The organism is Variovorax sp. SPNA7, assembly GCF_033807855.1.
In the GTDB taxonomy this organism is placed as follows: domain Bacteria; phylum Pseudomonadota; class Gammaproteobacteria; order Burkholderiales; family Burkholderiaceae_C; genus Variovorax; species Variovorax beijingensis.
Genome location: NZ_CP138513.1, coordinates 5761144 through 5781776 on the forward strand (window position 1 = coordinate 5761144; position 20633 = coordinate 5781776).

Consider the following 20633-nt stretch of genomic DNA (forward strand, 5'->3'; position numbering starts at 1 on the left):
CTCAAAGCCTGAACACAATGAAGCCTGCGCGTGCGGCCTCGTGTCGGTCATAAAGCGATTTGACGTCGGTCAGTACCGGTGCATCGTGCCGACAATAGCGGCGCAAGAGCTCGGGCGAAAGCTCCCGATATTCGGCGTGCCCCACCGCAACCACCAAGGCATCGACGGGGTTGTGCTCGTCGATGACATCGAGTTTCAAGCTGTATTCAGCTTGCACCTCCTCTGCGTTGGCCCACGGATCGGCCACGACAACTTGCGCGCCCCATGCTTGGAGTTCGCGTACCAAGTCGACGACCTTGCTGTTTCGAATGTCGGGACAGTTTTCCTTAAAAGTGATGCCCATCACACCAATCTTGCAGCGCGCTACATCCATACCCGCCCGCAGCATCAGCTTGATGGTATTGCGGGCCGTATAACGCGCCATATTGTCGTTGATACGTCTGCCTGCCAAAATGATTTGAGGGATGTAGCCGACCTGCTCCGCTTTGTATGTGAGGTAATAGGGATCCACGCCGATGCAGTGGCCGCCGACCAAGCCTGGACGGAATGGCAGGAAGTTCCATTTGCTGCCTGCGGCTTCGAGCACTTCGAGGGTGTCGATGCCCAGCCGCTCAAAGAGTACGGAGAGTTCATTCATCAGCGCAATGTTCAAGTCGCGCTGCGTGTTTTCGATGACCTTTGCAGCTTCGGCAACTTTGAGACTGCCAGCCCTGTAAGTCCCCGCAGTGACGATACGGCTGTAGAGGCGATCGACAACGTCGGCAATCTCTGGAGTGCTCCCGCTCGTGATTTTTCTGATCTTAGTCAGCGTGTTGACCTTGTCCCCCGGGTTTACGCGCTCGGGGCTGTAGCCGCAGAAGAAATCGCGATTGAAGACTTTGTTCGAAGCTTTTTCAAGCACCGGCACGCAAACTTCCTCGGTCGCGCCGGGATACACGGTCGATTCGTAGATGACGATCGCACCCGACGGCATAACTCTCGCAACAGTCTCGCTGGCCCTCAGCAGCGGACCCAAGTCGGGTCGGTTGGCGCTATCGACCGGGGTGGGAACCGCAACAATGAAGACATTGCACCCAAGGAGATCAGCCACATCCGAGGTCGGCGTGAAGAGTTCCGCCGCGCTGAGGTCTGAGACCTCGGTTTCGAGCGTCCTGTCATAGCCGGCCCGGAGGTCCTCAATACGACGGGTGTCCACATCGAAACCGAGAACAGGCATCAATTTACCGAATGCAACGGCGAGCGGAAGGCCAACGTACCCTAGGCCAATGATCGCCAATTTGATTTCGGTTGAGCTTGCGCTATTCAATTTAAACTCCCTCGTGAGCATAGCCGGGCACCAAAGTACACAAGGCATCTTTCATAATTTCAAGGTTTCCATCTCGGGCGGCATTCAGCAGTTCCTGCAAGTGCTGCCTAAGGGCGGGCCACTTCATAAAATCTTCCCGGGCGCGGATGATTCGAGGATGTTGGGTGGGCAATGGATTTTCTCCAATTAGCAGTTCCTCAAACAGCTTCTCTCCTGGACGCAAACCGGTGAACGTAATAGCAATATCGCCGGTCGGACGGGCGGCATTGCGTATCGTGCGTCCAGACAGCGCAATCATTCGAGCAGCTAAGTCGAGAATTTTGACCGGCTGACCCATATCAAGTACAAAGAGATCGCCCCCTTCGGCCATGGCTCCTGCGTGAAGGACCAACTGAACGGCTTCCGAAATGGTCATAAAGTAACGTGTGACCTCCGGATGCGTAACCGTGATGGGCCCGCCTTCAGAAATCTGGTGCCGGAAAAGCGGAACAACACTGCCGCTCGAGCCCAGCACGTTACCAAAACGAACCATCGAGAAACATGTATTACAGCGCTTCGCCGCAACGACGGGCTGATTTTTGGTTAGTTCGTGAAAAGGGTGGCCACCCGTGTCGGCAATTGACTGCAGGACCATCTCTGCAACGCGCTTGCTGGCGCCCATCACATTGGTCGGACGGACTGCCTTATCGGTGGATATTAGAACGAAACGCTCGACTTTTGAATTAATGGCGGCATGCGCCATATTCAGGGTCCCGAGGACGTTATTGGTCACACCTTCACTCGCGTTCGCCTCGACCAATGGTACGTGTTTGTAAGCTGCAGCGTGATAGACAACAGATGGTTTATGTATGCGACATATAGCGTCCATGCGCTCAAAATTGCAAACATTGGCCAACAACGGCAAAATCTTAATCTCCCCTCCTTTTTGGAGGTTTGAGTTAGACAGTTCTTGATGAATGCGATAAAGCGCAAATTCACTATGGTCGACGAGCAAGAGCTTGCTAGGCTTGGAAAGAGATATCTGTCGGCAGAGTTCTCCGCCGATGCTGCCACCTGCTCCGGTTACGAGCACTACGCAGCCTGAAAGACTAAAAGCCCGCGCTTCTGCTTCTATATCCGCGGGAACAGACTCACGCCCCAGCAAGTCTTCGATATCCAAATCGCGAAAATCATCTACAGACACACGTCCACTTGCGAGATCTGCAAGACCAGGCAGGGAACGAATACGAACCGGCAGTGCTTGCAGTTGCCCAATAATCTGATTACGTCTCTGACGACTTGCACTAGGGAGCGCTAAAAGAATATCGCTGATGGAATTTTCCTCGACAACCCGCTCGACCTTAGCCAAGGGAAAAACTGGCACGCCGTTTATAGTCCTCCCATGCTTGGCAGGGTCATCGTCGATAAAGCCGACTAGGACGTACTGCTGCGCTCCCACTAAGGCGGCTGCGGTTTGCGCCCCCGCAACGCCTGCTCCATAAATCAACAAACCACTTCCCGGATATTTATTCATACCTTGCAGCCATTGCCAGCCAAGCGCGCGGCTCGCACTGACGAGCAACAGAAAAATTAGGGGCTGCAGCACAATCAAGCTTCGCGGAAGACCCTCCCAATAAAATAGCGTCCAAATACATGGCGCAAGTGCCAATCCGTAAACTCCCACTGCCTTACTGGTAGCAAGGATAGCAGCCATACCCGTATAACGAAAAATTGCACGATACAAGCCAAATTTTGTAAAAACTGGCACCGCAAGCATTGGCGATATTATGTAGGCAGCCCAGTCGATCCCAGTTGGCAAATGAAGCGCGTCGAGCCGCAGAGTAAAGGCAAGCCACATGGAAAAGAACGCCAGAAATATATCCAGCAAAATTACCGTGGCCCGCTTTTTGGAGCGAGACCAATCAAGAATTTCAGTAAAATTCAAATCCATCTCCGCTCTTCGCGATCTTGGCTTCCTCGAAATCCGCTTAGCGACATGCGTCATTAGCTAGGCCAGTCAATATTTTTTAACTGGGGATAATTACTCTTCTCGTTCGCCCATTTCTGCGGCCCGGCAGCACATTGCTCCCGGGAGACCACTCGACACATTCGTTGCAACCATTTTTTTGATTCCTCTGGTCTTTGATTAATTCCAAATAATATCGCGACCTTCATAAATCCCCGCGGACTAGGCACAAGCGCCACCATATCTTCCGCCCACTTCAATTTTTCCGCCGACGCGCCAACGTAGGGTTCAAATCTAATGAATCGTTGAGTCTCCATTAGTTGATTCAAAATCCAGACGTCCGGCAACCGTGGACCTCTCGCATTCACAATGCCCGACCGCTCAAGCCTCATCGACAGATGAGTTTCTTCGATTTCGAAGTAATCCTTTATGGCTGCAGCGAGCAAGCCAACACTCAGCCCCAGGGCAATCACAATTGGAAATTTCCCCAGGGTCACTGGCAGTTTCAGTTCCCATATTCTCAGCCCGCCGTTCAACGCCCCCATTGCTACGCCCACCGGTAGTAAAAAATATGCGTAATGGAGGGGTAATTCGAAGAGCGCATGGATTCCAACCACGAGAATCATCATAAAGTAGAACAACTGCGAAGGCTTGTTTATACGTCGCGCTACAGTTCCGATCCAAGTCAATATTACAATGCTTATTGACGCCCCTACCGGAATTCCCGTCCAAATTAGAAAATCAAAAAACAAATTATGGGACTGAAAAAATGGATATCCGAGCGCAGGATGCGAGTTGGCAACTAGCAACTGTGCACGAACGACTTCATTCCATCCGTATCCTGAAAAAGGATGATGTAGAACTGCATCCCAAAGTAGTAACCATAATTTTGGTCTAAGCTCACCATTAGCTCTGTCTATTAAGGCAGCAGGAGCATCGAACATTAGCTCTTGACTTAGAAGTGGGATCAGCAATAAGAAAAGCACGTAGAGGCCCGCCAATGCAGCAGCCACGACCGGAATGATTTTTTTCTTCTCGCACCATAATCCACGCCACAGCCAAGTGGCGATAACCACTGCCAGCACCCCTAAGGCACCGCTACGAGATTGAGTTAGCGCCAAGCCGAAAAGCAAAAGCATGGCCAATAAGATCGCGATAGAAGATCTGATGTATCTCTGCCATTGAGCCCAACCGCAAGCAAGCAGCCCCCAAAGCAGCAAGGTAGCGAGTTGGTTTGCTTGTCCCATGTTTGCATATGGTCGCGCACCGACTGAGCTACTGGCTACCCAGACGTCCAAGGTGCCATCTCGCGCGACTCCTAACCACTGCTGAAGCTGCAAACCCACTGATAAGGTGGCACCAATGCCGACGGCTAAGAACAAAAAATTTCCTAGATGGGTTGGCCGCCATGCGTTCCATTGCTCACCCAGCCATAGTGCCGATAAAAAGCCCAGCAAATACGCAGTGGAAATCCAAGCCTGCCCGGAGAATGGCAAGATTTCGCTGAAGAATTGAAATCCAGGAATTGTCGTTATCAAAGCCACAAAGAGCGGCAATCCACGCCATTTAAAATTACTTGGTGCCCGACACAACACGATGCAGGCGACGACTGCCCATAAGCTCGCCGCCCAAGCATCAGAATGAAATGACGTCCATGGCTGAGTATGATTGGGAAGAAGCCAACAAAGGGAGAGTAATGCAGCGCCAATCACCCCCCAGAGGGGAGCTAATGAAATTTTCGAGAGAGAATTCACCGCACTATTTTTGAAAAACAAAAAAGCCCCTTTCGGGGCTCTTCTTTTTAGCAAATCTACTTAAATACGGCACTCTGTCGGCACGTATTTGTTGTTCCCAGCTCCGGTGACAGCGCAAGTCCACTTAACCGGACCAGGCGGCAGGGTGCCGCTCTGCAAGGCAGCGCCGTTCGACGTAGGCGTGAGCGTCAAAGTCAGACCTTTTGCTGCAGCAGTCGTCACAAGCGTGATGGTGCCTGTCGCAGCCGCGGTGCTCATGGTCGAGAGATTTTTCAGGCCAGAAGCGGCGTTAATTGCCTCAACGCCAGCATCGAGCGATGCACCATTAGCCGCATTTTCGGCAATGTTGGCCTTGGCACCGGACGCAATCACAAGCGCTTCCGTGACGCGTGCACGAACGGTGTAATCCTGATACGCCGGCAGAGCCACAGCAGCCAAGATACCGATGATCGCCACAACGATCATCAATTCGATAAGGGTGAAACCCTTTTGCACGTTGCGTGCGATCAAACGACGGTTCATTCAAAAACTCCAGGTTGGTTTGTAGAGCCCGGGAACCAAGCCCGGAGCGCAGTACCTTCCGCAGCATCTGTGCCACCCCGTTTGCTAGCCTCGCAACGTCGAAACCGAGCACTTTGCACTCAACTCTGTTACATCGAGTGACAGAAACTGCTTCCAGATGCTACAGAGCGTGACAAATTTGTCAGCCCTCGTTGGCCCACTGACTCAAAAAGTCAGCACCCCATCCGCCTTCAACCACCGGATATCCCGCTGTGCCAACCCCGCCACCTGGTGCCCGGCCAGGTGCTCGATCTGCCACATGATCTCTTCGGTTTCCGCCGGCTTGGTGTGGGTGATGTAGATCGGAAACTGCTTGCCCGGATCGATATGCGCCAATTCGTCGGCCAGGGCGCGGGGCGACAGGTGCAGGCTGCGTTCGGCCAGGGCCTGCTCGCGGTTGCTGAATGCCGTCTCTATGACGAGCATGGCCACGTCCAGGGCGTTGAGGCGGTCCCAGAAGGGGGTGTTGCGCTCGGTGTCGCCGGTGAAGACCCAGTTGGCGCCGCCCTCGGCGCGGCTCACGGCAAAGCCGCAGGCGGGCACGGTGTGCACGGCCGGCAGCACCTCGATGCGCTTGGGGGCGGCGCTGCCCAGTTGCAGCACCTGGCCCACGGCAATGTCGTGAAAGCTCACGAAGGGGGCCTCGGGGCTGGGAATGCTCTCGAAGTCGGGCCAGATGACGTTGTTGAACACGTGGGCGCGCAGCGCCTCGATGGTGGCGCGCAGGGCATGCACGCGCAAGGATCGGGTGCGGCGGCCGCCCACGGCGTCGAGCATGAGGGGCAACGCAGCAATGTGGTCGAGGTGGCAGTGGGTGAGCACCACGTCGTCGATGCCGGCCATTTCGTCGAGGGTGAGGTCGCCCACGCCGGTGCCCGCATCGACGAGCAGGTCGGTGTCGATCAGGAACGAGGTGGTCCGGCAGTCCTTGGCAATGGCGCCCGAGCAACCCAGCACGCGAACCTGCATTGTGAGAGACCCTCTGCTTGTGTCTTCTGCCGTCATTTGGTTTCGAAGCGGGTTGCGCCGTCCCACTCGGGGTCTTGGGGCCGCAACGCCATGGAGGCTAATCGTTGTGCGTAGAGCTGGTAAAGGACTTTTTTGGCATCCGCGGCCAGCAGCGGATCCAGCAAGTTCCGGCCCATGGCCCAGTCCTGGCGGCGGTAGGCGGCCAGCACTTCGGCCCAGCGCTGCAGCTGGGCGGATTGCTGCAGTGCGGCAGGGGTTTGGGCCTCTGCTTGCGTGATGGCGCCGAGCGGCGTGAACACGGCCACGGCCTGCGCCCGGCCTTTGACGAGCACGCTGTCGAGCTCCTGCCAGACGAAGCCGGGCGCGAGTTCGCGGGTGGCGCCGCTGGCGACGATCTCCACGCCGTAATGCACGCTCAGGCCTTCGAGGCGGGAGGCGAGGTTGACCGCATCGCCGACGACGGTGTAGCTGCGCCGCGCGGCCGAGCCCATGTCGCCCACGCTCATGACGCCGCTGTTGATGCCGATGCCCACGCTGATCTCGGGCCGGCCGAGGGTGCGGTGGATGTTGTTGATGTCGCGCACGGCCTCGACCATGTCGAGCGCGGCGCGCACGGCCAGGGTGGCGTGGTCGGGGGTGTCGATGGGGGCGCCCCAGAAGGCCATGACGCAGTCGCCCATGTATTTGTCGACGGTGCCGCGGTGCGTGCTGATGACGCTGGTGAGCCGGTTGAACACGTTGTTCAAGAAGGCCTGCAGTTCGGCCGGAGCCATCTGCTCCGACAGGCGGGTGAAGTTGCGCATGTCGCAGAACATGACGGTCATCTGCTTGCTCTCGGCGCGCATGCTGTAGCGGCCGGGAGTGACGAGCATTTCGTTGACGAGCTGCGGCGGCACGTAGGTGCCGAAGAGCCGCATCAGGCCGCGGCGCGCGCGCGACTCGATGAAGTAGCCCCAGCCCATGTTGAAGGCAAAGGCGAGCGCCGCCATGGCCAGTGCTGAGGCAAGCGGCAGCACGAGGCTGTGGCGCTGGTAGAGCCAGGCATTGACGCCGACCAGGGCCGCGACGGTGGCAATGGCCAGCACCACCGCGCGCGGGGCGGGCAGCAGCGACAGGCCCAGCGCCAGCACCAGCCCCGCGGCCAGCACGCTGAGCACTTCGTAGCCGGGGGCGTAGTCGGGCACCGCGAGCAGGCGGTGGTCGAGCATGGCCGAGACGATGTTGGCATGCACTTCGACACCGGGGAACGCAGCGCCGACAGGGGTGGCGCGCAGGTCCTGCAGGCCCGGCGCGGTGGCGCCGACGAGCACGATGCGGTCCTTCAGCTCGCCGGGCGCGAGCCGCCCTTCGAGCACGTCGCCGGCGGACACGTAGCGGAACGACCCGCCCTGCGCGCCGCCGGGGCCGCGGAACGGCACCTGCATGGAAGCGGCTTCGTTGACGGGTATGCGCAGGCCGCCGACCAGCAAGGACTGGAGCGGCGGCGCGGCGCCGTCCGATGCAAAGACCGGCCGCACGGGCGGCGCGCCGCTGGCCAGCCGGTAGACCGCGAGCCCCAGCGATTCGTAGTAGCCCGGCCGGGCCCGGTCGCCCTCATAGCGGGCGATGAGCGGCACGGCGCGGATGACGCCGTCGCCATTCGACATGACCAGCGTGTTGAGAAAGCCCGCCGCCGGCGCGGCAGCGGCCAGCACGGGCAGGCTGGCGCCAAAGCCGTTCCAGGCGGTGGCATAGCCGCGGCCCGGCGGAAAGGCCTCGGCCTGCAGCACGGGGGCCGGCGGCAGCTGGCCCTTGGCGCCGGGCTTTTCGGTGCGCGTGAAGTAGTAGCCGAGCGCCACGCGCTGGCCTTGCATGGCGGCGGCAAAGATGGCGTCGTTGTCGAGCGTGGGGGCGAGCCGGTCGATTTCGGTGGCCAGGCCGGGCATTTCGCGCAGCGGGCCGCGTGCGATCTGGCGCAGCTTGTCGAGGCCGGAGCTGCGGTCGGGTTCGACGAACATCACGTCGAAGCCCAGCGCCGCCGCCTGCTGCCGCCCGGTGAGCTCCCGGGTGAGCCGGGCCAGCTTGTCGCGCGACCAGGGCCATTGGCCCTGCCGGGTGAGGCTGGCGTCGTCGACGTCGACGATCACGATGCGCGGATCGAGCGTGCCCGGCATGGTGGCGCGCAGGCGGGTGTCGTAGATCAGGTGGTCGAGCCGGTCGATGGCATCCAGCCGCCAGAGGCCGGTGGCATGCGCGAGCGCGAGCAGGACCGGCAGCAGGGTGATGGCAATGCGCAGTCCGTGGCGCCTCATGGCCGTCACCAGCGCACCCTTGGCGCCGCGCCGCGAAAATCAGACCCGCACGAACTGCATGCGCGTGGCGCCGCCGAGCTCGAGCACGTCGCCTTCCTGCAGCCCGACGGGCTCGGCGCCGAGCGGTGCGTCGTTGAGCGTGACGCCGCCCATGATGGTGGAAGCCATGTAGCTCTGCCGGCGACGCGTGACGACCGCCACCGCAACGCCGGGCTTGCCGATGGTGGTGACCACCTTCTGCAGTGGCACTTCCTGGCCCAGGTCGGTGCCCGAGAGAACGCGCAGCACGGGCACGCCCAGTTCGAGCAGCGCGCCGGCTTCGGTGGGCGCGGCCGACAGCGGAACGGAAGCCGCGTAGCCGCCCTGCGCGGCGCGGGTGGAAGCGGCATTGGCGGCCGCGCTGCTGCGGGCGCGGAAGTGCAGGCGGCAGCCGCCGATTTCGATGACGTCGTTGTCCTTGAGCTTCTGCTGCTTCTGGACGACGATCGCATTGACGTAGGTGCCGTTGGTGCTGTTGAGATCTTCAATTTCGACTTCGCCACCGCGCATGTGCAGCACGGCATGCTCGCCGCTGACCGCGAGATTGTCGAGCACGATGTCGTTGTAGGCGCGCCGCCCCAGCGTGGTCCGGTCCTTGGCAAGCGCCATTTGCCCGATGACAGTGCCATCGATCGAAATGATCATCTTCGGCATTGCCGACTCCCTGAATGCATGTTTTTATTCAGGCGCACTGCCAACGCGCGCCCTGGCCAGGACAACTGAAATATTGTCTCGGCCGCCATTGTCGTTGGCAACGGCCACCAGAAGTGATGCTTTCTGCTGAAGCTCGACATCGTGATTCAAAAGCGTGAAAAGCTGCGCATCCGGGACCATCTCGCTGAGCCCGTCGGAGCAGAGCATATAGAGGTCGTCGGGCCTTGCGGTGTGCTCGTGCATCTCGAGCACGACCTGCGGCTCCACGCCCATGGCGCGCGTCACCAGGTTGCGGTGCGGGGAGATCAGCGCTTCCTCGGCCGTGATGGCGCCGGCGTCGAGCTGCTGCTGGCGCAGCGAATGGTCGCGCGTGAGCTGCTCGAGCTTGTTGTTGCGAAGGCGGTAGCAGCGCGAATCGCCGATGTGGCCGACCAGCACGCGCTGGGGCCGGAACGCGGCCAGCACCAGGGTGGTTCCCATGCCGTGGAGTTCGGCATTGGCCAGGCCGGCTTCGAGGATGGCGGAATTGGCCTCGTCGGTGGCCGCCTGCAAGGCACGCCGGACCACGCGCGCGGGTGCCTGCAGGCCGGCCTGTGCGAACCAGCGCGCGAAGCTCGCGTGCACCAGCGACACGGCCATGGCGCTGGCCACTTCGCCGCCCTTATAGCCGCCCATGCCGTCGGCCAGCACCGCCAGGCCGAGCGCGGGGTCGATGTGCAGGTCGTCCTCGTTGTGGGCCCGTGCGCGGCCGACGTCGGTCAGCGCCGCAAAGTCCCAGGAGAGCTGGGGCCGGGTGGAGAAAAGGGACGCGCCGACACTCGCCATATGTTTTTAGAAATGTCGACGCGCGACGGTTTCAGCGCCTCGCGCCGGCTTGCGCGCGCCGCTGGAGCAGGCGGCCCACGGCAACGACGAAGAAGGCACCGGCGGCGGCTGCCGCATGGAGGAGCCACGGATTGTCAGCCAGCACCTCGCGCAGCGAGACGTCGCTCACCATTGTTTCGCCGCCGACCCAGCCGATCAGGGCGGCGCCCAGCATGACGACAATCGGAAAGCGTTCCATCAGCTTGATCATGAGCGTGCTGCCGAAGATCACCAGCGGAATGCTGATGGCCAGGCCAAGCACCAGGAGCGGCATGTTGCCTTGCGCGGCGGCCGCCACGGCAATCACGTTGTCCAGGCTCATGACCAGGTCCGCCAGCAGGATGGTGCGCACGGCCGCCATCATGCCGCCGTATTCCCTGGCTTCGCCGCCGTCATCGTCTTCTTCCTCGCGGAGCAGCTGCAGGCCGATCCACAGCAGCAGCAGGCCGCCGACGATCTGCAGGTAGGGCAGCGCGAGCAGCCTGGCCGCCACCACCGTGAGCACGATGCGCAGCACCACGGCCGCGCCCGAGCCGAGCAGAACGGCTTTTTGCTGCTGCGCGGGGGGCAGCGCACGGGCCGCCATGGCAATCACCACGGCGTTGTCTCCCGAAAGAATGATGTTGATCCAGACAATCTTGATCAGACCGATCCAGAAATCGGCGCCTTGAAGGAGTTCCATGTCTCTTGTTCCACTGTGTTGTAGTGAAAAAGCGCCCGCAATCCAGATTGCGGGCGCTTTTTCTTTTTGCGTGGTTCGCGAGAAACTGCCTGGGGCTGGTTTAGAGCTGTGCCTTGAGCAGCTTTGCGAGTTCCGAGAAGTTGCGCGTCACGGTGAAGCCGCACTCTTCCATGATGGCGAGCTTGGCATCGGCCGTGTCGGCGCCGCCCGAGATCAGCGCGCCGGCGTGGCCCATGCGCTTGCCGGGAGGAGCGGTGACGCCGGCGATGAAGCCGACCACCGGCTTCTTCATGTGTTCCTTGCACCAGCGGGCCGCGTCGGCTTCGTCGGGGCCGCCGATTTCGCCGATCATGATGACGGCGTCGGTGTCGGGATCGTCGTTGAAGGCCTTCATCACGTCGATGTGCTTGAGGCCGTTGATCGGGTCGCCGCCGATGCCGACTGCCGACGATTGGCCGAGGCCGATTTCGGTCAGCTGCGCCACGGCTTCATACGTGAGCGTGCCCGAGCGCGAGACCACGCCGATGCGGCCCTTGCGGTGGATGTGGCCGGGCATGATGCCGATCTTGATTTCGTCGGGCGTGATGAGGCCGGGGCAGTTCGGGCCCAGCAGCAGGGTCTTCTTGCCGCCGGCCGCTTCCTTGGCCTTCATCTTGTTGCGCACTTCGAGCATGTCGCGAACCGGAATGCCTTCGGTGATGCAGATCGCCAGGTCCAGGTCGGCCTCGACGGCTTCCCAGATGGCGGCGGCCGCGCCTGCCGGCGGCACGTAGATCACCGACACGGTGGCGCCGGTCTGCGAAGCGGCTTCCTTCACCGAACCGAAGATCGGGATGTTGAAGATCGACTCGCCGGCCTTCTTGGGATTCACGCCCGCGACGAAGCAGTTCTTGCCGTTCGCGTATTCCTGGCACTTCTCGGTGTGGAACTGGCCGGTCTTGCCGGTGATGCCTTGCGTGATGACTTTGGTGTCTTTGTTGATGTAGATCGACATGACTTGTTCCTTAGGCCTTCTTGACTGCTGCGACGACCTTCTGGGCCGCGTCCGCCATGGTGTCGGCGCTGATGATCGGCAGGCCCGAATCGGCCAGCAGCTTCTTGCCTTCGACTTCGTTGGTGCCCTTCATGCGCACGACCAGCGGCACTTGGAGGTTCACGGCCTTGCAGGCTGCGATCACGCCGGTGGCGATGGTGTCGCACTTCATGATGCCGCCGAAGATGTTGACGAGGATGGCTTCCACGTTCTTGTTCTTCAGCATGATCTTGAAGGCTTCGGTGACCTTCTCGGGGGTGGCGCCGCCGCCCACGTCCAGGAAGTTGGCCGGCTCGCCGCCGAACAGCTTGATGGTGTCCATGGTGGCCATGGCCAGGCCGGCACCGTTCACCAGGCAGCCGATGTTGCCGTCCAGCGAGATGTAGGCGAGGTCGAACTTCGAGGCTTCGACTTCGGCCGCGTCTTCTTCGTCGAGGTCGCGCAGGGCCACGATTTCGGGGTGGCGGAACAGCGCGTTGCTGTCGAAGTTGAACTTGGCGTCCAGCGCCATGACCTTGCCCTTGCTGTCACGGTTGAGCGGGTTGATCTCGACCAGCGAGGCGTCCGTCTCCATGTAGCAGGTGTAGAGCTTCTTGAGGATGTCGACCGTTTGCGCGGTGGAGTCGGCCGGCATGCCGATGCCGTCGGCGATTTCCTTCGCTTGCGCGTCGGTCAGGCCGGCCGCAGGGTCGGCGAAGACCGTGATGATCTTCTCGGGCGAGGAGTGGGCCACTTCCTCGATGTCCATGCCGCCTTCGCTCGAGGCGATGAACGCGACCTTCTGCGTCGCGCGGTCGGTCACGGCCGAGACGTAGTATTCCTTGTTGATGTCGGCGCCATCTTCGATGTAGAGGCGGCGCACCTTCTGGCCTTCGGGGCCGGTCTGGTGGGTCTTGAGCTGCATGCCGAGGATCTCGCCGGCGAGCTTCTTGACGTCTTCGATCGACTTGGCGACCTTGACGCCGCCGCCCTTGCCGCGGCCACCCGCGTGGATCTGGGCCTTGACGACCCACACCGGGCCTCCAAGTTTCTGGGCGGCCTCGACCGCCTCCTGAACCGTATAGGCCGGAATGCCGCGCGGCACCGGCACGCCGAACTTGGCAAGGATTTCCTTGCCTTGGTACTCGTGAATCTTCATGAGGGATGTCTCTCGGAAGGAGGAGGTTGAGAACGGGGGATCTGGGGTCTGAGGCGTCTTTGGCTCTGTTGCTCGCGGGCGACGGCAGCCTGACGGCTGGGGGCGGCGAACAACCGCGGACTGTATCATGGTGCGGCGCACCAATACTCGACGTGGCCTTGCGGTCAATACGTACTTTCTTCTAGCCCCTCTACGCATACTCCGATATGGCCAAGGTTTTCATCGACGGCGAAGCCGGCACCACCGGCTTGCAAATTCGCGAGCGGCTCCAGACGATGCCGCAGATCGAACTCGTGAGCATTGCGCTCGAGCTGCGAAAAGACGTGGCCGCCAAGCGCGAGCTGATGGCCGGCGTCGACCTGGTGGTGCTGTGCCTGCACGACGATGCGGCGCGCGAATCGGTCGCGCTGATCGACCAGCTGCCCGGCAAGAAGCCCAAGATCATCGACGCCTCCACCGCGCACCGCGTGGCGCCCGGCTGGGTGTTCGGCTTTCCCGAACTGGTGGCCGGCCACTGGCAGGCCGTGGCCGCGGCCGACCGCGTGGGCAACCCGGGCTGCTATGCCACGGGCGCCATCGCCATGGTGCGGCCGCTGGTCGACGCCGGCCTGCTGCCGGCCGACTTTCCGATCTCGCTGCCCTCGGTGAGCGGCTATTCGGGCGGCGGGCGGGCCATGATCGAAGACTACGAGAACGGCAAGGCGCCGCTTTTCGAGACCTACGCGCTCGGCCTCAAGCACAAGCACATTCCTGAAATCATGCAGTACACCGGCCTCACCCGCCGGCCGGTCTTCATTCCTTCGGTGGGCAATTTCAAGCAGGGCATGCTGGTGCAGCTGCCGCTGCACCTCGACCTGCTGCCCGGCAAGCCGAAGGCCGGCGACCTGCAAGAGGCGCTGGCCGCGCACTACGCGAAGAGCAACACGCCCGAACAGTTCGTGAAGGTGCTGCCGCCCACGGAAGACGGCAAGCTCGACGCGCTGGCGCTCAACGACACCAACAATCTCGAAATTCGCGTGTTCCCGAACGAGGACCATCGCCACGCCGTGGTGATTGCGCGCCTCGACAACCTGGGCAAGGGCGCGAGCGGCGCCGCGGTGCAGAACCTGAAACTGATGCTGGCGCTCTGAGCGCCCGCTGCTGAGCCGTTCTTGGCAGGCCGGGGCCGCGCGCCCGGCCGTCAGTCTTCGTCGAAATCGCTGCGGAGCACCTTGGCCACCACCGCGCCCGAAAAGCCGCGCGCCAGCAGGAAGCGCGTTTGCTTGGCGCGCTCCTTCGCATCGGCGGGCGGTGCGTCGAAACGGCGGCGCCACAGGGCCGTGGCGCGCTCCACTTCGGTGTCCTGCAGGCTGGCCACGGCCTGTGCAATGGCCTCGGGCGCGATGCCCTTGGACTGCAGCTCCTGCCGCACCCGCAGCGCGCCCGAGCGGGCGGCGCGCTGGTTCAGCACCGAAGCCACCACGCGCGGCTCGCTGATGAAGTCCTTGGCGGCCAGCTCGTCGAGCGCACGGGCCAGCTCGCCGGGTGCTTCTTCGTGCTTTGCCAGCTTGCGCTCCAGTTCCGCGCGCGAATGCTCGCGCTGGCTCAGGAGCCGCAGTGCGCGGCCTTTGAGGGAAGGGGCGCCGAAAGCCATGCGCTGCCTTCGCGCGTGCTCGCCGGCTTACTCGCCCTTGTCGGCTTTGTCGGCCTTGGCCGCCTTGGCGGGCTTCTCGGCCTTTTCCGTGGCGGGAGCGCTGGCATCGGCCGCCAGCAGCGGAATGCCCAGCGACTCGCGCACCTTGTTCTCGATCTCGCGCGACAGCCCGGGGTTCTCGCGCAGGAACTCGCGGGCGTTGTCGCGGCCCTGGCCGATCTTTTCGCCGTTGTAGGCGTACCAGGCGCCCGACTTGTCGAGGATCTTGGCATTCACGCCCATGTCGATGATCTCGCCTTCGCGGCTGATGCCCTCGCCGAACAGGATGTCGAACTCGGCCGTCTTGAACGGAGGCGACACCTTGTTCTTCACCACCTTGACCTTGGTTTCGTTGCCGATGGCCTCGTCGCCCTTCTTGATGGTGCCGATGCGGCGGATGTCCAGCCGCACCGAGGCGTAGAACTTCAGCGCATTGCCGCCGGTGGTGGTTTCGGGCGAGCCGAACATCACGCCGATCTTCATGCGGATCTGGTTGATGAAGATGACCATGCAGTTGGTCTTCTTGATGGTGGCGGTGAGCTTGCGCAGCGCCTGGCTCATCAGGCGGGCCTGCAGGCCGGGCAGCGAGTCGCCCATTTCGCCTTCGATTTCGGCCTTGGGCGTGAGGGCGGCGACCGAGTCGACCACGATCAGGTCGACGGCGCCCGAGCGCACCAGCGAATCGACGATTTCAAGGGCCTGCTCGCCGGTGTCGGGCTGGCTGATGAGCAGGTCGGACAGGTTCACGCCGAGCTTCTGGGCGTACTGCACGTCGAGCGCATGCTCGGCATCGACGAAGGCGCAGGTGCCGGCCTGCTTCTGCATCTCGGCGATGACCTGCAGCGTGAGCGTGGTCTTGCCCGAGGATTCAGGGCCGTAGATCTCGATGACGCGGCCGCGCGGCAGGCCGCCGACGCCCAGCGCGATGTCCAGGCCGAGCGAACCGGTGGAGACCACCTGGACGTCTTCGAGCGCCTCGCCCTCGCCAAGCCGCATGATCGTGCCCTTGCCGAACTGCTTTTCGATCTGGGCCAGCGCGGCCTGCAGCGCCTTGGCCTTTTCGCTGCCTGCGACCGAGATGCTGGTGCCTTTGACGAGTGCGTCCATGAAGAAATCTCCTTGAAAATCAACGGTTTGTGTGTGACTGCGGTCCATCTGCTTTTAATCACAGGCTGGATGCTTGAACAGTAGTGTAGAGGCTCGTTGGTTTGAGTAAACCCATTTTTTGGTCAGTTTGCTTTACCATCTAGCCGATGGCCGAAACCGCTTTTCCGACCGACCCGGACGCCTGGCGGCAGACCCACCTGGGCCGCCTGCTGGGCCACGCGATGCGTCGCTTCGACGAGCGCGTGCTCGAACTCATGGCGCACGACGTCGACGTGCCGCTGGCGCTGTCGAACCTTGCCGCGCGCGCGCAGGTGAGCGCCGCGCATATCCACATCACGCGGCACCTGGCGCGCGAGGGCTCGCGCCTGACCGAACTGGCCGGGCGCGCCGGCATGACCAAGCAGGCGATGGGTGCGCTGGTGGACCAGTGCGAGGCCTGGGGCCTGGTCACGCGCGGACCCGATCCGCTCGACGCACGGGCGCGGCGCGTGCTCTTCACGGCCGACGGCCTGGCCTGGCTGGACGCCTTCCGCAGCGCGGTGACGCAGGCCGAGCGCGAGTTCCGCGCCAGCGTGGGCAACGACGTCGCCACCGTGGTAACCATCGGACTCGAAGCCTACACAGCGGGCTAGACTCGGCGAAGAGACAGATGTGAACGCGGCGCCGGAGCGGCGCCCGAACCGGCCGGAGGTGGCTCATGCGGATTCTGATTGCCGAAGACGACCAGGTGCTGGCCGATGCCCTGCTGCGCAGCCTGCGCACCTCGGGCGCGGCGGTCGACCACGTGGCGAACGGATCGCAGGCCGACACCGCGCTCATGACGCACAGCGAGTTCGACCTGCTGATCCTCGACCTGGGGCTGCCCAACCTGCATGGCATCGAGATCTTGAAGCGGCTGCGCGCGCGCGGCTCGCAGCTGCCGGTGCTGGTGCTCACCGCGGCCGACAGCGTGGAGGAACGCGTCAAGGGCCTGGACCACGGCGCCGACGACTACATGGCCAAGCCCTTCAGCCTGCAGGAGCTCGAGGCGCGCGTGCGGGCGCTCACGCGGCGCGGCATGGGCGCCACCAGCAACACGATCCGGCACGGCCCGCTGGTGTACGACCAGGCCGGCCGCGTGGCCACCATCGACGGCAAGATGGTCGAGCTCTCGGCGCGCGAACTGGGCCTGCTGGAGGTGCTGCTGCAGCGCGCCGGCCGCCTGGTCAGCAAGGACCAGCTGGTGGAGCGCCTGTGCGAATGGGGCGAGGAAGTGAGCCTGAACGCGATCGAGGTCTACATCCACCGCCTGCGCAAGAAGATCGAGAAGGGGCCGGTGCGCATTGCAACGGTCCGCGGCCTCGGCTATTGCCTCGAGAAGATTCCTTGACGCGCCGCCACGCGTAGTGCCCGAAGACCCCCGGGGGCCACTGCCTTGAAACTCTTCCAGCGCGCGCAGCGCTCCCTGTTCGGCGAGATCCTCGACTGGATGCTCACGCCGCTCCTGCTGCTGGTGCCGGTGAGCATCGGCGTGACGTGGCTGGTGGCGCAGGGCATTGCCAATGCCCCCTTCGACCGCGCGCTCGAATACAACGTGCAGACGCTGGCGCGGCTGGTCACGGTGCAGCAGGGGCAGACGCAGTTCGTGCTGCCGCAGCCGGCGCGCGAGATCCTGCGGGCCGACGGCGCCGACCGCGTTTATTACCAGGTGCTCGACAGCCACGGCGCGCTGCTCAGCGGCGAGCCCGACGTGCCGCATCCCAGCACCGACGAGCCCCCGGTTCCCGGCGTGGTCACTCTGCGCAACGGCGAGATGCGCGGCAAGTCGGTCCGCGTGGCCTCGCTCTGGCTCGCGGGCCCCGACAGCGACGCGGAGCCGGCGCTGCTGCAGGTGGCCGAAACGCGCGAGAAGCAGTCGGTGCTGGCCACCGAGATCATCAAGGGCGTGCTGCTGCCGCAGTTCGCGATCCTGCCGCTGGCCGTGCTGCTGATCTGGCTGGCGCTGGTGCGCGGCATCAAGCCGCTGTCGGTGGTGGAGGCGCGCATCCGCGAGCGCCGCCCGGGCGACCTGAGCCCGCTGGACGAATCGTCGGTGCCGCTCGAGGTGGTGCCGCTGGTGTCGTCCGTCAACGAGCTGCTCGACAAGCTCAACGATTCGATCCACACGCAAAAGCGCTTCCTGGCCGATGCGGCGCACCAGCTCAAGACCCCGCTCGCGGGCCTGCGCATGCAGGCCGACCTGGCGCAGCGCGAGGGCGCCAATGCCGACGAGCTCAAGCAGTCGCTCAAGCAGATCGGCCGCGCCAGCGTGCGCGCCACCCACACGGTGAACCAGCTGCTTTCGCTCGCGCGCGCCGAAAGCACCGGCGCCGGCACCGGCCGCCAGCCCTGCGACCTGGCGCGGCTCACCATCGAGGTGGTGCGCGAAGCGGTGCCGCGCGCGATCGAGAAGCGCATCGACCTGGGCTACGACGGCGCCGAGGCGGGCGCGCCCGGCGTGGTGATCGAAGGCAACCCGACCCTGCTGAAGGAGCTGGTGCGCAACCTGGTCGACAACGCGCTCAACTACACCTCGTCGACGGCCGGGCGGCCCGGCGTGATCACTGCGCGCGTGCTGGCCGACCCCTTCGGCCAGGTGGTGCTGCTGCAGGTGGAGGACAACGGGCCGGGCATCGCGGAGGCCGACCGCGAACTGGTGTTCGAGCCGTTCTACCGCGTGCTCGGCAACGAGGCCGACGGCTCGGGGCTGGGCCTGCCGATCGTGCGCGAGATCGCCAACCAGCACCACGCGCAGGTGAAGCTGGAGGACGCGCATCCGGGCCGGCAGCCGCCGGGGGCGCGTTTCACGGTGCGCTTCGAGGGCGAAGAAGCCGCGTCCTGACGAGGCGCGGCAGCGGGGTCGTCAGGGCGTGCCCTTGGCGTCCTTGCGGATCTGGAGCCACTCGGGATGCACCTGGCGCGCGAGGCGCTGCGGTTCGCGCTCGTTGAAGCCCGCGGGCGCCAGGCCGAAGCCGGCCAGGTCGCCGCGCGACCACAGCCAGTAGCCCAGGTTGGCGACGAGCAGGGCGATCAGCACCAGGCGCAGCTTCATGGTGGCCGGCCTCAGAACGCCATGCCGCTCGGGCGCACGCTGACTTCGTCGCTCGAGACCAGTTGCAGCCCGTCGGCGGTGCGCACCTGGAGCTCGCCGCCCCAGGCCACGCCCTCGCACAGGCCGAAGCTGCCGTCGCTGAGCTGGACTTGCCGCCCGCGCAAGGCGTCGCGCGCGGCAAAGCGTTCGGCAAACGGCCCGAAGCCCTGCGCCTCGAAGGCCTGCACGCTGCGCACCAGCGGCGCGGCCAGTTCGGCCAGCACCTCGGGCGCGGTGGCATCGGGGCGCCACTGGCGCAGCCAGGCCGGCGGGGTGCGCATGCCATCGCCCTCGCGCGGGCCGATGTTGATGCCGATGCCGATCACCAGGTAGCGCGGCGGGGCCGGCGCATCGGCGCGGCCCGCATGCGGCATGGCGGTTTCGATCAGGATGCCGGCCAGCTTGCGGTCTTCCACCCACAGGTCGTTGGGCCACTTGAGCGCGACCTTGGCCGCGCCCGTGGGATCGAGGCTTTCCGCCACGCTCACGCCCACGGCCAGCGAGAGGCCCGCCCAGTCGCGCGGCGCGAGCGGCAGGCCGAGCGAGAAGGTGAGGGAGGCGGCGCCTTGTTGTTCTTCGCCCTGCTGCGCGCTCTGCCAGGGCCGGCCGAGCCGGCCGCGCCCTGCCGTCTGGCGCTCGGCCACCAGCAGCACCGGCGGGGTGTGGCCGGCACGCGCGCGGCGCATCAGTTCGGTGTTGGTCGAATCGATCTCGGCCACGGCCTCGACCGTGAAGCCGGGCAAGAGCGGCGCCACCGCCGCGGCGATCCGGTCTTCGAACCAGGCGGCCTGGGTACCCATGTTCAGCCCTTGCCGGCTCCGTCGTCCTTTTTGGACTTCTTTTTTTCCGGTTTCTTTTCGGCCTTGCTCTCAGCCTTTTTTTCGGCCTTTTTTTCGGCTTTCTTGTCCGCCTTCTTGGCTTCCTTCTTCTCGGCCTTTTTCTTGTCGGCCTTCTTCCTGGCCTTTTTCTTCTTTTTCTTTTCTTCGTCTTCGTCCTTGGGCGTCAGCAGCGTGCCGCGGCAATTCTCGGAGCCGCACCAGCAGGGAAACTCGGACAGCAGCTTCGGCGTGTAGGGCTCGTCGATGATCAGGCCGTAGTCGTAGTTGAGCTCTTCTCCTGCAGCAATGTTGCGCAGCGCCTTGATATAAACGCGCCCATTGATCTCGTCGGCCTCGCAGTTCGGCTCGCACGAATGGTTGATCCAGCGCGCGTCGTTGCCCTTGACGTTGCCGTCGATCACGCGCCCGTCGTCGATGTGGAAGTAGAAGGTGTGGTTCGGCTGGGCCGGGTCGTGCGGGTGGCGGCGCAGCGCCTCTTTCCAGTTGATGACCTCGCCCTTGTATTCGATCAGCGTCTCGCCTTCGGCCAGGTCGTCCACGGCGAACACGCCGTTGCCGTGGACATCCGAGCGCCGCATCTGGATGCGGCGGCCGGCGAATTGTGGGGATTTGGAAGGCATCGCCGAAGTCTGTTAGGTTGAATATGCACACATGCGCGTGTGCGCGTGCG

Annotated in this window: 20 protein-coding genes; 4 read left to right on the forward strand and 16 right to left on the reverse strand. The window is 63.2% G+C overall.

Annotation, left to right across the window (positions count from 1 at the left end; all coding sequences use genetic code 11):
* Window position 1: 1 nt before the first annotated feature.
* The 11 genes from RZE77_RS27065 to sucC form a co-directional block, all read right to left on the reverse strand.
* The gene (locus tag RZE77_RS27065) at window positions 2-1306 is read right to left on the reverse strand and encodes a nucleotide sugar dehydrogenase (protein ID WP_319440041.1); all 1305 of its coding nucleotides are present in this window, start codon (window positions 1304-1306) and stop codon (window positions 2-4) included.
* Window position 1307: 1 nt separating this feature from the next.
* Window positions 1308-3236: a polysaccharide biosynthesis protein gene (locus RZE77_RS27070; RefSeq protein ID WP_319440042.1), complete on the reverse strand. Its 1929-nt coding sequence runs from the start codon at window positions 3234-3236 to the stop codon at window positions 1308-1310.
* Window positions 3237-3289: 53 nt separating this feature from the next.
* Window positions 3290-5005 (reverse strand): PglL family O-oligosaccharyltransferase, encoded by a 1716-nt coding sequence (locus tag RZE77_RS27075; RefSeq protein ID WP_319440043.1) that lies wholly within the window; start codon window positions 5003-5005, stop codon window positions 3290-3292.
* 60 nt (window positions 5006-5065) lie between these two features.
* Window positions 5066-5527 carry a pilin gene (locus RZE77_RS27080; protein ID WP_319440044.1) on the reverse strand — a complete coding sequence of 154 codons (462 nt, stop codon included), beginning with the start codon at window positions 5525-5527 and terminating at the stop codon, window positions 5066-5068.
* 204 nt (window positions 5528-5731) lie between these two features.
* Complete coding sequence (locus tag RZE77_RS27085) at window positions 5732-6535, reverse strand: 3',5'-cyclic-nucleotide phosphodiesterase (RefSeq protein ID WP_319440045.1); 804 nt, start codon at window positions 6533-6535, stop codon at window positions 5732-5734.
* A gap of 32 nt (window positions 6536-6567) precedes the next feature.
* Entirely contained in the window at window positions 6568-8835 is a 2268-nt protein-coding gene (locus RZE77_RS27090; RefSeq protein WP_319440046.1) for a CHASE2 domain-containing protein, read from the reverse strand.
* A gap of 30 nt (window positions 8836-8865) precedes the next feature.
* On the reverse strand, window positions 8866-9519 hold the full coding sequence (locus RZE77_RS27095) for an FHA domain-containing protein (RefSeq protein ID WP_319440047.1): 654 nt from the start codon (window positions 9517-9519) through the stop codon (window positions 8866-8868).
* A 24-nt stretch (window positions 9520-9543) separates the two neighbouring features.
* A complete protein-coding gene (locus tag RZE77_RS27100; protein WP_319440048.1) occupies window positions 9544-10344 on the reverse strand; it encodes a Stp1/IreP family PP2C-type Ser/Thr phosphatase in 801 nt (266 codons plus the stop codon).
* 31 nt (window positions 10345-10375) lie between these two features.
* Window positions 10376-11065 (reverse strand): TerC family protein, encoded by a 690-nt coding sequence (locus RZE77_RS27105; RefSeq protein WP_319440049.1) that lies wholly within the window; start codon window positions 11063-11065, stop codon window positions 10376-10378.
* A 100-nt stretch (window positions 11066-11165) separates the two neighbouring features.
* Window positions 11166-12059, reverse strand: coding sequence for a succinate--CoA ligase subunit alpha (sucD, locus tag RZE77_RS27110; protein WP_015867930.1), 894 nt, complete (start codon window positions 12057-12059; stop codon window positions 11166-11168).
* A gap of 10 nt (window positions 12060-12069) precedes the next feature.
* Complete coding sequence (gene sucC / locus RZE77_RS27115) at window positions 12070-13236, reverse strand: ADP-forming succinate--CoA ligase subunit beta (protein ID WP_319440050.1); 1167 nt, start codon at window positions 13234-13236, stop codon at window positions 12070-12072.
* A 206-nt stretch (window positions 13237-13442) separates the two neighbouring features.
* Between sucC and argC the strand changes: the two genes are divergently transcribed.
* Entirely contained in the window at window positions 13443-14366 is a 924-nt protein-coding gene (gene argC, locus RZE77_RS27120; RefSeq protein WP_319440051.1) for an N-acetyl-gamma-glutamyl-phosphate reductase, read from the forward strand.
* Between the two features lie 50 nt (window positions 14367-14416).
* On the opposite strand, the gene recX is transcribed toward argC, so the two are convergent.
* Together recX and recA are read right to left on the reverse strand one after the other, a co-directional pair.
* A complete protein-coding gene (recX, locus tag RZE77_RS27125) occupies window positions 14417-14869 on the reverse strand; it encodes a recombination regulator RecX (RefSeq protein WP_319440052.1) in 453 nt (150 codons plus the stop codon).
* 27 nt (window positions 14870-14896) lie between these two features.
* On the reverse strand, window positions 14897-16015 hold the full coding sequence (gene recA / locus RZE77_RS27130; protein ID WP_319440053.1) for a recombinase RecA: 1119 nt from the start codon (window positions 16013-16015) through the stop codon (window positions 14897-14899).
* Between the two features lie 146 nt (window positions 16016-16161).
* Here recA and RZE77_RS27135 point away from each other — a divergent pair, with 146 nt between their 5' ends.
* The 3 genes from RZE77_RS27135 (at window position 16162) to RZE77_RS27145 (ending at window position 18875) form a co-directional block, all read left to right on the forward strand.
* Window positions 16162-16647 carry a MarR family winged helix-turn-helix transcriptional regulator gene (locus RZE77_RS27135; RefSeq protein ID WP_319440054.1) on the forward strand — a complete coding sequence of 162 codons (486 nt, stop codon included), beginning with the start codon at window positions 16162-16164 and terminating at the stop codon, window positions 16645-16647.
* A 65-nt stretch (window positions 16648-16712) separates the two neighbouring features.
* Window positions 16713-17384 (forward strand): response regulator, encoded by a 672-nt coding sequence (locus tag RZE77_RS27140; RefSeq protein WP_015867936.1) that lies wholly within the window; start codon window positions 16713-16715, stop codon window positions 17382-17384.
* A 45-nt stretch (window positions 17385-17429) separates the two neighbouring features.
* Complete coding sequence (locus RZE77_RS27145) at window positions 17430-18875, forward strand: sensor histidine kinase (protein ID WP_319440055.1); 1446 nt, start codon at window positions 17430-17432, stop codon at window positions 18873-18875.
* A 21-nt stretch (window positions 18876-18896) separates the two neighbouring features.
* On the opposite strand, the gene RZE77_RS27150 is transcribed toward RZE77_RS27145, so the two are convergent.
* The 3 genes from RZE77_RS27150 to RZE77_RS27160 are packed head-to-tail and all read right to left on the reverse strand — an operon-like array spanning window position 18897 to window position 20583.
* Window positions 18897-19085: a sporulation protein gene (locus RZE77_RS27150; protein ID WP_124959151.1), complete on the reverse strand. Its 189-nt coding sequence runs from the start codon at window positions 19083-19085 to the stop codon at window positions 18897-18899.
* Window positions 19086-19096: 11 nt separating this feature from the next.
* Window positions 19097-19924, reverse strand: a complete 828-nt coding sequence (locus tag RZE77_RS27155; protein ID WP_319440056.1) for a biotin--[acetyl-CoA-carboxylase] ligase — start codon at window positions 19922-19924, stop codon at window positions 19097-19099.
* Between the two features lie 2 nt (window positions 19925-19926).
* Entirely contained in the window at window positions 19927-20583 is a 657-nt protein-coding gene (locus RZE77_RS27160; RefSeq protein WP_319440057.1) for an SET domain-containing protein, read from the reverse strand.
* Window positions 20584-20633 lie beyond the last annotated feature (50 nt).